This window comes from Kribbella ginsengisoli (assembly GCF_039537185.1).
Taxonomy (GTDB): Bacteria; Actinomycetota; Actinomycetes; order Propionibacteriales; family Kribbellaceae; genus Kribbella; species Kribbella koreensis.
The window spans coordinates 1-13,043 of the sequence record NZ_BAABAA010000023.1 but is presented as its reverse complement, the minus strand read 5'-3'; the positions used below and the strand labels follow the sequence as shown (position 1 = coordinate 13,043).

Below are 13,043 nucleotides of genomic sequence, written 5' to 3'. Positions count from 1 at the left end.
GCGCCGCCTACGTCAAACGAGTAGATGCAGCAACAGCCAGGCCGCGGGAGCCGTTGCCAGCAAGGAATCCAGCCGGTCCATCACGCCGCCGTGACCCGGCAGCAGGTTCGACATGTCCTTGATCCCGAGGTCGCGCTTGATCATCGACTCGGCCAGATCGCCGACCGTCGCGGTCAGCACCGCCACCGCGCCGACGATCGCGCCGACCCACCAGGGGCCGTCGAGCAGCCAGACCACGGAGCCGATGCCGGCGCCGATACAAGCCAGCGTGGAGCCGGTGAACCCTTCCCAGGACTTCTTCGGGCTGATCGTCGGCGCCATCGGGTGCTTGCCGAACAGCACACCGGCCACGTAGCCGCCGACGTCGCTGGCCACGACGACCAGGAAGAAGGTCACCACCCGCTTCGGGCCGTCGTGGTCCGGCTGGACGAGCAGGATCGCGAACCCGGCCAGCAGCGGCACGTACCCGATCAGGAACACGTTGGTGGTGACGTCGCGGACGAAGCCGATCGAACCACCCGGCATCCGCCAGAAGATCGTCGCCAGCACGGTCAGCGCCATCGCGATCAGCAGGGCGAGCGGGCCACCGTAGTACGCGGCGACCAGCATCGCCGTCGTACCGGCGAACAACGGGATCCGGGACAGCTTGGCGCCGCTGGCGTGGAACACGCGGACCAGCTCGTCGACGGCCGCGATGACCGCGGCCAGCACGACGAGCACGAACAGAGCCTTGTACCAGAAGAGCGAACCGATGATGACCGCACCGAGACCGACCCCGACACCGATCGCCGCGGGCAGGTTGCGCCCGGCGCGGCTCGGCGCGGGCGTGCTCTGGTCGACGCCCATCACACCTCGAGCAGTTCGGCTTCCTTGTGCTTGAGCAGCTGGTCGATCGAGTCGACGTACTTCTTCGTCATCCCGTCCAGCCGCTTCTCAGCACTCTTGCCCTCGTCCTCGCCCGCCTCGCCGTCCTTGACCGACTTGCCGATCGAGTCCATCGCGTGCCGGCGGATGCTACGGACCGAGATCTTGGCGTCCTCGCCCTTGGTCTTGGCGACCTTGATGTACTCCTTGCGGCGGTCCTCGGTGAGCTGCGGCATGGTCACCCGGATCACCGAGCCGTCGTTGCCCGGGTTGACGCCCAGGTCGGAGTCGCGGATGGCCTTCTCGATCGCCGCCATCGCGCCCTTGTCGTACGGCGAGATCAGGACGGTCCGCGGGTCCGGCACCTGGAATCCGGCCAGCTGCTGCAGCGGCGTCGGCGAGCCGTAGTAGTCCGCCACGATGTTCGAGAACATCGACGGGTGCGCGCGGCCGGTGCGGATCGCGGCGAAATCGTCCTTGGCGACCTCCACGGCCTTCGCCATCTTCTGCTCGGCTTCGCGGAGTGCTTCGTCGATCACGACATTCCTCGCTTCCTCGGGGCCGCGTCGGTGCGGCCTGATCCAACCCTACGAACGCTGGTTTACACCACGACGGACCTGGGCCCGTGTGTTGGCCGTGATCTTAGTGCGTGTGACTACTGCCCCGGCGAGACGACCGTCCCGATCTTCTCACCCCGGACGACGCGGGCGATGTTGCCCTCCTCGAGTCCGAAGATCACGATCGGCAACGCGTTGTCGCGGGCCAGGCTGATCGCGGTGGCGTCGGCCACCCGCAGCCCCCGGGACAGGAAGTCGTCGTACGACAATTGGTCGAACTTGACCGCGTCGGGGTTCTTCTTGGGGTCGGAGTCGTAGACCCCGTCGACGCCCTGCTTGCCCATCAGCAGCGTCTCGGCGCCGATCTCCAGCGCGCGCTGGGCGGCGACCGTGTCGGTGGAGAAGTACGGCATGCCGGAACCGGCGCCGAAGATCACCACACGGCCCTTGGACAGGTGCCGGTCGGCCTTGCGCGGGATGTACGGCTCGGCGACCTGGCCCATCGTGATGGCGGTCTGGACCCGGGTCTCGACACCCAGCTTCTCCAGGAAGTCCTGCAGCGCCAGGCAGTTCATCACCGTGCCGAGCATGCCCATGTAGTCGGCGCGGTTGCGCTCCATCCCGCGCTGCTGCAACTCGGCGCCGCGGAAGAAGTTGCCGCCACCGACGACCACCGCGACCTGTACGCCGGAGCGCACCACCTCGGCGATCTGCTTGGCGATCGAGTTCACCACGTCGGGGTCGACGCCGAGCTTGCCGCCGCCGAACACCTCACCCGACAACTTCAGCAGCACCCGGCGATAGGCCGGATCGAACGGCTCGGAGGCCGGATTCGTCTCGGTACCCAGGGTTTCCGTCACGACTCCGGCCTCCTCGTCGACTGCGTTGACTAGCTGTTCGGTCGGTGAACCGTCAGGCTCCGACCTCGAAGCGAGCGAACCGCTTGACGGTCACGCCGGCCTCGTCGAGGACCGCCTTCACGGTCTTCTTGTTCTCCTGGACCGAGGACTGCTCGAGCAGCACGACCTCCTTGAAGAAGCCGTTCACCCGGCCCTCGATGATCTTCGGCAGCGCCTGCTCGGGCTTGCCTTCCTCGCGGGCGGTCGCCTCGGCGATCCGCTTCTCGCTCTCGACCGTCTCGGCCGGGACCTCTTCGCGGGTGGTGAAGAGCGGACGCATCGCGGCGGCCTGCATGGCGGCGCCCCGGGCGGCCTCGGCGTTGTCGCCCTCGAACTCGACGAGCACGCCCACCTGGGCCGGGAGGTCGGCCGCACGCTTGTGCATGTACGCCGCGACCTTGCCGTCGAAGACGGCGACCTTGCCGAGCTCGAGCTTCTCACCGATCACCGCGGCCAGCGCCTCGATGTTCTCCGCGACGGTCTTGCCGTCGGCCAGCTTCTCGCTGAGCAGACCCTCGACGTCGCCGACCTTGCTGGCGGCGGCGTGCGCGACGATGTCGGCCGCGAGCTGCTGGAACTGCTCGTTCTTGGCGACGAAGTCGGTCTCGCAGTTGAGCTGGACCATCGCGGTCTCCGCGGCGGCGACCAGGCCGTTGGTGGCGGAGCGCTCGGCGCCACGCTTGGCAGCCTTGGCGGCGCCGTGGATGCGCAGCTCCTCGATCGCCTTGTCGAAGTCACCGTCGGTGGTCTCGAGTGCCTTCTTCGCGTCCATCATGCCCGCGCCGGTGGCGTCGCGGAGCCGCTTCACGTCAGCGGCGGTGTAGTTCGCCATTCCTCGATCTCTCAGTCTTGTGTGGTGCGTCAGCTGATGGGATTCGCCGCACGGGCCGGGCCGGCGGCTTTGTCACCGCCGGGCGCCGGGCTGCCGTAGTACGGCGGCTCCGGCTCCCTGCGGTGACAGACCGGTCAGGCCTCGGTCTTCGGCGCCTCGTCGGCAGCCGGCGCCTCGGTCGCCTCAGCGGCGGGGGCCTCTTCGGCAACCGGAGCCTCGGCGGCGGGGGCCTCGACAGCGGCCTCGGCGGCCGGGGTCTCGACTGCGGTGGCCTCAGCGGCGGGGGCCTCGGCGGCCTTCGCCTCCGTGGTGGCGCCGTTCTGGCTCTCCAGCAGCTCGCGCTCCCAAGCAGCCAGCGGCTCCTCGGCACCCAGCTCCTCGCCGGCCGCGGCCGCGCCCTGGCCACCGCGCGACATCAGACCGTCGGCGACAGCGTCGGCGACCACGCGGGTCAGCAGGCCGACCGAACGGATCGCGTCGTCGTTGCCCGGGATCGGGAAGTCGACCTCGTCCGGGTCGCAGTTGGTGTCCAGGATGCCGATGATCGGCAGCTTGAGCTTGCGCGCCTCGTCGACGGCGAGGTGCTCCTTCTTGGTGTCGACGATCCAGACAGCGGCCGGAACGCGGCCCATGTCGCGGATGCCGCCGAGGGTCTTGAGCAGCTTGTCGTGCTCGCGACGCTTCTGCAGCAGCTCCTTCTTCGTCACACCGGAGGCGGCGACGTCGTCGAAGTCCAGCAGCTCGAGCTCCTTGAGGCGCTGGAGCCGCTTGTTGACGGTCTGGAAGTTGGTGAGCATGCCGCCCAGCCAGCGCTGGTTCACGTAGGGCATGCCGACCCGGGTCGCCTGCTCGGCGATCGCTTCCTGGGCCTGCTTCTTGGTGCCGACGAACAGGATCGCGCCGCCGGAGGCGACGGTGCTCCGGACGAACTCGTAGGCGCGGTCGATGTACGACAGCGACTGCTGCAGGTCGATGATGTAGATGCCGTTGCGCTCGGTGAAGATGAATCGCTTCATCTTCGGGTTCCAGCGACGGGTCTGGTGCCCGAAGTGGACGCCGCTCTCGAGCAGCTGCTTCATGGTCACGACGGCCATGAGGTGTTCCTCCTGTCGTGCCGGCCCGGCGTTGCACACTCGGACGGCACAGTCTCGGTTGTCCCGCAGCGGACCGGGTTTGGTCCGTTGCGCCTGACACCCGCGCGCACCGACCCCGAAGATCCGGGACCGAGTGGTGCGCCCCCACCGCCACCAGGGTTGCTGGAGTCAGTCTCGGGGCATGCGGGCGTGCGAAGTCGCCCCACTCACGTGGGACGCCACCAAAAGTCTACGGGAAACCCGCCACCCAAACCTAACCGGCCCCACTTGTCCACACCCCCACAGATTCCCAGTCCCCATCCCCCACCTCCAACGGCACATTCCCTGTATGACCTTCACCCTCCTCGCCACCGTCGCCCTCCTAGCCCCGACCACCCCCACCAACCCCGCCCCAGCCACCGCCCTGACAGCCGCCATTACCGCCTTGGCCACCCCGGCAACCCTCCCGGCCTGGGCCACCCCGGCAACCCTCCCCGCCTGGGCCACCCCGGCGACCCTCCCCGCCTGGGCCACCCCGGCGACCCTCCCCGCCTGGGCCACCCCCGCGCCTGCCCCTCCGACCGCCGCTCCGGCGCAGCCGGCTGCGGTCTGGCCACTCTCTCCTCGCCCCGAGGTCGTGCGCGGCTTCGCGCCCCCGCCCAAGCCCTGGCTCCCCGGCCACCGCGGCCTCGACCTCCGCGGTTCTCCCGGCCAGCAGGTCCGCTCCGCCACCTCCGGCACAGTCACGTACGCCGGTCCCCTCGCCGGCCGCGGCGTCATCGTCATCGCCACCGGCCCGCTCCGCACCACCTACGAACCGGTCATCCCCACAGTCCGCAAAGGCACCCAAGTCACCCCGGGCACCCCACTAGGCCACCTCTCAGCAGCCGCCTCCCACTGCGCCCCAGCAACCTGCCTCCACTGGGGCCTACTCGAGTCCACCACCTACCTGAACCCGCTTTCCCTACTCCCCCACCACCCAGTCCGCCTACTGCCAACAAGCCCAGCCGACCCCAACGCCCCAGTGCCAGGCCCACCCGCACCCCGCCACGACAGCGCGCCCATCCAAGCCACCCCGCCAACAGCCATGCCTGCGGAGCTCCCTCCGCCACGCCCAACTACCCCGCCAACAGCCCCACAGCCGGCCGACTCACGCATCCCACGCCGACAGGCCTCTCCGCCGGCCGTTGAGGCCTCACCTCGCGGCGGTTTCGCCTCCAGCGTGGTCGTCGGTCTGGCCGCCGCAGGCACGCTCATCGGCAGCCTCCTGATCCGGCGGCACTGATGCCCCGCCGAACCGACCCCGGATCAGCTCCCCGGGACCCGCGCCTGCCAGGCGTCTTCGTCCTTCGAGCGACGCTCGACACCAGCCGGCAGCTTGCCCTTGGCCAGGTCGGTCAGCGTCGTGTGCTCCAGCACGTCCCGCAGGCTCGCCCGCGCGGCGATCCACACCCGCTGCAGCACGACCGCCCGCTCGTTGTACGCGACGCTCTCGGGCCGCACTCCGGAGATGCTCACGATCGGCCCGTCCACCGCCCGCATGACGTCGGCCACGGACACCTCGTTCGGGTCGACGGCGAGCTTCCACCCGCCCGACTGACCACGCTGGCTCGACAGCACACCCGCCCGCCGCAGGTCGGCGAGGATCCCCTGCAGGAACCCGTGCGGAATCCCCTGCGCACGACTGAGCTCCTCGGCAGACACCACCGAGGGATCGTTCGCCACCCATCGCTGGGTGATCTCGATCAGCGCCCGCAACGCATAGTCAGACTTCGCCGAAACCCGCATACTCCGCAGTCTGCCGTATCGAGGCCCCAGGTCAGGCGCGTGGATGCGCTTGTTCGTAGGCGCGTCGCAGCCGATCCCCCGACACGTGCGTGTAGATCTGGGTGGTCGCCAACGAAGCGTGACCGAGCAACTCCTGCACGCTGCGCAGATCCGCGCCGCCTTCGAGCAGGTGGGTCGCGGCCGTGTGCCGCATCCCGTGCGGCGACAGGTCCGGCGCGTCGACCGCCGCCATCCGGGCGTGCACGAGCCGCCGTACGGTCCGCTGATCGATCCGTGCCCCCCGGGCTCCGAGGAACAACGCCGGCCCGCTCCCGGGCCGGAACAACTTCGGCCGCGCCCCGTCCAGCCACCCATCCAGAGCAACCCCTGCCGGTACGCCGTACGGCACCGACCGTTCCTTGCGGCCCTTGCCGAAGACGCGGATCACCCGCCGGCCCGCGTCGACGTCGTCGACATCGATGGCGCAGAGCTCGCCGACCCGGATACCCGTTGCGTAGAGCAACTCCATGATCGCCAGATCGCGGAGCCCGACCGGGCTGCCGTCGTCCGCGGCAACCGCCGCGGCGTCGAGCACCGCCCGCGTGTCGGCCTGCCCCAGCACGCCCGGCAGCGACTTGTGCGGCTTCGGGCTGGCCAGCAACGCGCCTGGATCGGTCTCGATCCGCCCGGTCCGCTGCGCCCAGGCGGTGAAGACCCGGGCGGCGGTCGCGCGCCGCGCGATCGTGGTGCGCGACTTGCCGAGACTCTGCTGCTTGGCCAGCCAGGACCGCAGACCACGAATATCGAGACCGCTCAGATCATCGTGACCAAGCCGAGTCAAATGATCGATTAAATCCATCACATCGCCCATGTAGGCTCGGACGGAATGTTTGCTGAGGTCTCTTTCCGCCGTCAGATGCCGTTCGTAGTCAGCCAGTAACACAGCGAAATCTTCCGCCCTGGAAGGCGTTGCGCTGACCTCGTCGGGCACCATGTCCTGACCATGCGGGAGTGGCAGCGGCATCGCAAGCCACCGCGCGGCAGATACCTGAGGAGGTCTGGCCCGAATCCCCACTGGTCGACTACTGTTCGGCCCGATTGCCCTAGTAGCAACGGAGGCACCCCTGACCATGGCCCCCTCAGCGAACGGACAGACCGTAGGCCGGCGCCTGCCGGTCGAGTCGGCGTTCACTCGAGTCGAGGATGCGCGGCACCGTCTGCCGCGCCTGTTCGGTCGTCGCGACCTAGTCGTTCTCGGACTAGGTGTGATGATCGGGTCCGGCATTTTCAGTCTCAGCGGAAAGCAGGCGGCCAACGTCGCCGGCCCCGCGGTGATTGTGTCGTTCCTGATCGCGGCGGTGGTTTGCGTACTGGCTGCGGCCTGTTACGCCGAACTGTCGTCGACGATCCCCGTCTCAGGTAGCGCGTACACCTTCAGCTATGTGACCTTCGGCGAGATGTGGGCCTGGCTGGTCGGATGGGCGCTGGTGCTCGAGCTCGTGACCGCGGCGGCCATCGTGGCGCGCGTCTGGTCGGCGTACTTCCTCGCGACCCTGGACGGATTCGGCGTCACCCTGCCCGCCGGCGTGGCCCAGTTCTTCGGCCCCGACGCCAAGCTGAACCTGGTCGCGCCGCTGTTGCTGCTGGTGCTGACCGCGCTGATCGTCACCGGCACCAAGCTGTCGTCCCGCGTGCTCACCGTCGTGGTGCTGGCGAAGGTGGCGGTGATCCTGCTGGTCGTCGTCGTCGGCGCCACGCACATCAACTTCGACAACTACAAGCCGTTCGTCCCCGACGCACGGCCGGCCCCGGCGACGGCCAGTCCGACCCTGCTCAGCTGGATCCTGGACTCCTCGTTCGGCTCGTTCGGCCTGATGGGCATCTTCACCGCGGCCAGCTCGATCGTCTTCGCCTTCATCGGCTTCGACCTGATCGCGACCGCGTCCGAGGACGCCCGCAGCCCGCGCAAGACCGTCCCGCAGGGCATGCTGCTCGGCGTCGGCGCAGTCACGATCCTGTACGTCGCGATGGCGGTCGTCCTGGTCGGGATGCGCCCGTCCAGCCAGCTGGGCGGCGCCGCACCGGTGTCGGAGGCGATGTCGGCCGTCGGCGAGGGCTGGGCGGCCAACGTGGTCAATCTCGGGGCCTTGCTCGCCTTGATGACGGTGATCATGGTCGTGTTGATCGCACAGAGCCGGGTGCTCTTCAACATGGGCCGTGACGGCCTCCTGCCGAAGAGCCTGGGCCGGGTCAGCCGGGTCTACTCCTCGCCCGCCCGTGCTGCCACCGCGGCCGGTGCGGCGGCGATCGCACTGACGCTGTACCCGAAGGTCCTCGACCTCGAGGAGCTGCTCGTCATCGGCGCGCTGTTCTGCTTCGCGTTCTGTGCGGTCGGAGTGCTGACACTGCGGCGTACCGAGCCGAACCTGGAGCGGGGCTTCCGGGTCCCGATGGTGCCGCTGATCCCGCTGCTGTCGCTGGCCGCGACGCTGTGGCTGATGCTCAACCTGCGGACCAGCACCTGGACGAAGTTCGCGATCTGGATGGCGGTCGGCCTGGCCATCTACGGCCTCTACGGCCGCTGGCACAGCCGGCTGGCCAACGAGGACAGCTGGGACTTCGACATCGGCGACACCGACCCGGGCACGGGCGGCCTGCAGGCGATCCGGAGCGAGCACGACTCCGGCGAGCTTCGGGCGGTCCGGACGCCACCACCGTCGAAGCAGTCGACGCGCGGCAAGCACATGCGTAACTGACGACTTCGGGGCCTGTTTTCCACAGGCCCCGAAGTCGTTTTCGTAGTCGGCGAAACCTCGGCATGTTCTTCAGCCGGAGGTGGTCATCGATGCGAACCACGGAAGCGGTCGGGAAGTACGGCGAAGATCTCGCCGCCAGGTACCTCGTGGCGAACGGCTTCACGATCCTGGAGCGCAACTGGCGGTGCGGCCAGGGCGAGATCGACATCGTCGCCCGGGAGAACCGGACCCTCGTCGTCTGCGAGGTGAAGACCCGGCGCGGACTGGGCTACGGCAGCCCGCTCGAGTCGATCACGTACCGCAAGCTCACCAAGCTGCGCCAACTGGTCGGCCACTGGCTGCGGGAGCACGAGGTGCGCCCTGGCGAGGTCCGGATCGACATCGTCGCAGTGCTCCTGCCGTACCGCGGCGCGCCGAGCGTCGACCATGTCAGGGGCGTGGCCTGATGCCGCTCGCCCAGGCCTGGTCCGTCGCACTCGTCGGCCTGGAGGGCCACCTCGTCGAGATCGAGGCCGATATCGCCCAGGGTCTGCCGAAGACCACGCTGATCGGTCTGCCCGACACCTCGCTGTCCGAGGCCCGCGACCGGGTCCGGGCCGCCGTCGTCAACAGCGGCGAGAAGTTCCCCGACCGCAAGGTGACCATCGGCCTGTCCCCCGCGACCCTGCCGAAGACAGGCTCGCATTACGACGTCAGCATTGCCTGCGCGCTCCTCGCGGCCGCCGGCGTGGTCGACAACGCACGCCTGCGCCACGTGGCGATCATCGGCGAGCTCGGCCTGGACGGGCGGATGCGAGAGGTTCGCGGCGCGCTCGCGATGACGCTGGCCGCCTCCCGATCGGGCTTCGAACGCGTCATCGTCCCCGAGCTGAACGCGGGCGAGGCACGGCTGGTGCCCGGGATCGAGGTCTACGGGATGCGGTCACTGCGCCAGGTGCTCGCGCTGCTCCGCCAGACCGAGATGCCCGACGAGGACCCGCCACGGGCGGAGCCCCGGCTCATCTCCGAGTCGCTCACCCGGGTGCCGGAGGTCGATCTGCACGACGTCCTCGGCCAGCGCGAAGGACGCAAGGCGATCGAGGCGAGCGCCGCTGGCGGCCATCACATCTTCCTGCACGGCCCACCAGGCTCGGGCAAGACGATGCTCGCCGAGCGTCTGGCGGGCCTGTTGCCCGACCTCAGCACCGACGACTCCCTCGAGGTGTCCGCAGTCCACTCGCTGGCCGGCCTGCTCACCAACGACGCCGAACTGGTGGTGCGACCGCCCTTCATCGCCCCGCACCACACCGCGTCCCTGCCCAGCCTCATCGGTGGCGGCTCCGGCATGCCCCGCCCCGGCGCGATCAGCTGTGCGCATCGAGGCATTTTGTTCATAGACGAAGCTCCCGAAATGCACCCTCTGACCCTCGACACGCTGCGCCAGCCGCTCGAGTCGGGCTTCATCGAGGTTCACCGGGCAGCGGCGGTCGCGAAGTTCCCAGCCCGATTCCTGCTGGTCCTCGCCGCCAACCCCTGCCCCTGCGGACTGGCCGGCACTCCGAACAACGTCTGCAACTGCACCCCGCAAAATCTCAACCGCTACCGCCAGCGCATCAGCGGCCCGATCAAGGATCGGATCGACATCCAGCGCCAGATCCTCCCCGCCGCCCGCGGCGAAGGCGAAGCCGACCGCCCAGAATCCACCGCCGAGGTCGCCGCCCGAGTCCGCCTGGCCCGCGAACGCCAGGCCCACCGCTACCAAGACACCGGCTGGACCCTCAACAGCGAGATCCCCGGCCCGATCCTGCGCCGCGAATACCCCATCGACGATTCCAGTCAACGCCTTCTGGAAGACCTCTACGCCGCCGGCCGCCTCACCGCCCGAGGCTTCGACCGAGTCTCCCGCGTCGCCTGGACCCTCGCCGACCTAGCCGGCGCCCCCATCCCCACAGTCCCCCTGACCCACACAGCCTTCCAACTCCGTACTGGCGTCCCCCTGACCCCACTAACCAACGACCGCCCCCTCAGAAAGCTCACCTCATGACCACACCACCCCCGTCCCCGACCACTCCACCCACCACCAACACACCCACCGAAGCCACGCCCCTCCCAACCACCACCCCCGCCCCGGACGAGCACGCTCTCCGCCAGCCAGCCGCCACCTACGAACACAACCGTTCCTGCGAGCCCGCCTTCATGCGCGACCGCCCTCCTCCGCACGAGCCAGCCTCCGCACCCAAGCGCACACCGAAGGACGACCACCCACGCCCGGACAAGCCGACCCACATCGACGAGCGCGTACCTCCGCGCGAGCCGACCTACATCGATGAGCGCACGCCTCTGAGTGAGCCGCTCTTCGTCAGCGAGCGCTCGTCTTCCCACCGGGCACCGGACCTGGGCGACCGCACGCCTCCGCACCGGACGGGGCCGGCGGATGGATGTACGTCTGTCGCCTCGGGTGGTGATGGGACGGATGAAGTTGATGCGGAGCGGCTGGCTCGGGCCGGGTTGGTTCGGGTGGTGGAGCCGGGGGATCCGGCAGCGATCACAGCATTTGAAGGGATGGAGGTGTTGGAGCTGTGGGAGGCGCTGCATGAGAAGCGGCCGATGTTCGAGCGGTGGTCTTCGCGGGTGGCGGAGGCGCGGCCGGAGATTGATCTGGAGCGCGCGGCGGCGGCTGGCGCACGATTCGTCATCCCAGGTGATGACGAGTGGCCCGAGCAGGTGGAGGTGCTCGCCGACGCCGGGCTCCAGAGTCGTCGGGGCGGCGTGCCGTTCGGGCTTTGGGTTCGCGGTCCGGCGCAACTGCGGGAGACGTTGGCCAAGTCTGTTGCCGTGGTGGGTGCGCGTGCCTGTTCGGCGTACGGCGAAAACGCGGCCGGCGAACTGGCTGCGGGGCTTGCCGATGAGGGGGTGACAGTCGTCTCCGGCGGCGCCTATGGCATCGATGCCGCCGCCCACCGCGGAGCCCTCGCATGCGGCGGTCCGACCGTTGCTGTACTCGCGTGTGGAGTCGATGTCAGCTACCCGAAGAGCAACACCGCTCTCTTCGACCGAATCGCCGAAACAGGCTTGCTGATCAGCGAACTCCCACCCCGCTGCTCCCCCACAAAGCTGCGTTTCCTGGCCCGCAACCGACTCATCGCTGCAACAACCCTCGGCACCGTAGTAGTCGAAGCCGCCATCCGCAGCGGCGCCCTCAACAGCGCCGGCTGGGCCGAACAATGCGGCCGCCAAGTCCTGGCTGTCCCCGGCCCCATCACCTCCCGAATGTCCGAAGGCGTCCACCTCCTGATCCGCGAACGCAACGCCGCCCTAGCCACCAACGTCGCCGACATCCTGGAGGCAATCTCCCCGATCGGCACCCACACCACCCCCTACCCCCACGCCCCCACCACGATCACCGACCACCTGGACCACGACCTGAGCCGCACCCTAGACGCCGTCCCCGTACTCCGCCCCGCCCCCGCCACCCGCATAGCCACCACCGCCGGCCTAGACCTCGACACCACCCAAGAGTGCCTAGAAACCCTCGCCGACTCCCACCTAATCGAATACACCCCCACCGGCTGGCGCCTCTCCCCCACCCACCGCCAATCCCTCTAACCACCCCCTCGTCTTTCCTCCCACACCCATCGCCAGCACCCCGCACCCTGTACCCCCCCCACCACCCGGCAGCCAACACACGCGGAAGTCCCAGGCTTGGCTCGGGGGACGGAATCGTCGACCCGAGGGTCGAAGCCCGGACCAACCGCCGATCGATCGCGCGACAGAAGCCCCCCCCACTCGCCACCGACCTGCCCCGAGCCCGCCTCCGCCCGCCCGACGCCTTGGACACAGGTCAGCCGCCACGAGTTGAGGCCCTCGGGTTGCGGGCCCAGGGCCGGGCGGTGGCCGGTGCCGGGCGCGGGCTCGGGTCGGGCTCAGGGTCGGGGTCGGGCTCGGGCTCGGGCCAGACCTGAGCCGGGGCTAGGGCCAGAGCGGGGCCGGGGCGGGGCCGGGCGGCGATGGCGTCGAGTGGCGACGGAGTCGAGTGGTGTGCGTACCGGGTGCAGGTACTGGGTGCTGGGCAGCGGTAGGTACCGGGCGGCGGGTGGCAGGCGGCAGTACCGGCTGCTAGGCGGTGGGAGGCAGGTGCCTGGCCGCGGAGGCCGGGCGGCAGGCAAGTGGTGCCGGAGGCGACAGGTGGCAGGAGTTGAGTCCAGCAGAGTGGTGTACGGCGAGATCCTGGTGATGCGCGGGGCGGAGACGTGAGCGCGGTCATCGGGTGATCCTTCGAGTGATCTCTCACAACCGACTCGAAGAAGGAAACCGCG

Annotated in this window: 12 protein-coding genes; 5 read left to right on the top strand and 7 right to left on the bottom strand. The window is 69.2% G+C overall.

Translation table 11 applies throughout. The features are described from left to right. Positions 1-12: 12 nt before the first annotated feature. From ABD768_RS41335 to rpsB, 5 genes are all read right to left on the bottom strand, one after another. Positions 13-846 carry a phosphatidate cytidylyltransferase gene (locus ABD768_RS41335; protein ID WP_343977456.1) on the bottom strand — a complete coding sequence of 278 codons (834 nt, stop codon included), beginning with the start codon at positions 844-846 and terminating at the stop codon, positions 13-15. Continuing rightward, on the bottom strand, positions 846-1,400 hold the full coding sequence (gene frr, locus ABD768_RS41330; protein WP_425552180.1) for a ribosome recycling factor: 555 nt from the start codon (positions 1,398-1,400) through the stop codon (positions 846-848). Before frr ends, ABD768_RS41335 begins: the two co-directional genes overlap by 1 nt. A gap of 119 nt (positions 1,401-1,519) precedes the next feature. After that, complete coding sequence (pyrH, locus tag ABD768_RS41325) at positions 1,520-2,281, bottom strand: UMP kinase (protein WP_425552178.1); 762 nt, start codon at positions 2,279-2,281, stop codon at positions 1,520-1,522. 52 nt (positions 2,282-2,333) lie between these two features. Further along, the gene (gene tsf, locus ABD768_RS41320) at positions 2,334-3,152 is read right to left on the bottom strand and encodes a translation elongation factor Ts (protein WP_343977458.1); all 819 of its coding nucleotides are present in this window, start codon (positions 3,150-3,152) and stop codon (positions 2,334-2,336) included. Positions 3,153-3,286: 134 nt separating this feature from the next. Beyond that, positions 3,287-4,246 carry a 30S ribosomal protein S2 gene (gene rpsB, locus ABD768_RS41315; RefSeq protein ID WP_343977460.1) on the bottom strand — a complete coding sequence of 320 codons (960 nt, stop codon included), beginning with the start codon at positions 4,244-4,246 and terminating at the stop codon, positions 3,287-3,289. A 328-nt stretch (positions 4,247-4,574) separates the two neighbouring features. Between rpsB and ABD768_RS41310 the strand changes: the two genes are divergently transcribed. Then, positions 4,575-5,510: a peptidoglycan DD-metalloendopeptidase family protein gene (locus ABD768_RS41310; protein ID WP_344850234.1), complete on the top strand. Its 936-nt coding sequence runs from the start codon at positions 4,575-4,577 to the stop codon at positions 5,508-5,510. Between the two features lie 23 nt (positions 5,511-5,533). Here the strand turns inward: ABD768_RS41310 and ABD768_RS41305 are convergent, their stop codons facing one another. Together ABD768_RS41305 and ABD768_RS41300 are read right to left on the bottom strand one after the other, a co-directional pair. Beyond that, positions 5,534-6,013, bottom strand: coding sequence for an RrF2 family transcriptional regulator (locus tag ABD768_RS41305; RefSeq protein WP_343977465.1), 480 nt, complete (start codon positions 6,011-6,013; stop codon positions 5,534-5,536). 31 nt (positions 6,014-6,044) lie between these two features. After that, positions 6,045-6,986, bottom strand: a complete 942-nt coding sequence (locus ABD768_RS41300; protein WP_343977468.1) for a tyrosine recombinase XerC — start codon at positions 6,984-6,986, stop codon at positions 6,045-6,047. 136 nt (positions 6,987-7,122) lie between these two features. Between ABD768_RS41300 and ABD768_RS41295 the strand changes: the two genes are divergently transcribed. The 4 genes from ABD768_RS41295 to dprA all read left to right on the top strand — a co-directional run bounded on the left by ABD768_RS41295 (position 7,123) and on the right by dprA (position 12,333). Further along, positions 7,123-8,748 (top strand): APC family permease, encoded by a 1,626-nt coding sequence (locus ABD768_RS41295; protein ID WP_343977471.1) that lies wholly within the window; start codon positions 7,123-7,125, stop codon positions 8,746-8,748. Positions 8,749-8,837: 89 nt separating this feature from the next. Continuing rightward, complete coding sequence (locus ABD768_RS41290) at positions 8,838-9,194, top strand: YraN family protein (protein ID WP_344850231.1); 357 nt, start codon at positions 8,838-8,840, stop codon at positions 9,192-9,194. Then, the gene (locus ABD768_RS41285; RefSeq protein WP_344850229.1) at positions 9,194-10,771 is read left to right on the top strand and encodes a YifB family Mg chelatase-like AAA ATPase; all 1,578 of its coding nucleotides are present in this window, start codon (positions 9,194-9,196) and stop codon (positions 10,769-10,771) included. The genes ABD768_RS41290 and ABD768_RS41285 overlap by 1 nt, the downstream gene beginning before the upstream one ends. Next, positions 10,768-12,333, top strand: a complete 1,566-nt coding sequence (gene dprA, locus ABD768_RS41280; protein WP_344850227.1) for a DNA-processing protein DprA — start codon at positions 10,768-10,770, stop codon at positions 12,331-12,333. The genes ABD768_RS41285 and dprA overlap by 4 nt, the downstream gene beginning before the upstream one ends. Positions 12,334-13,043 lie beyond the last annotated feature (710 nt).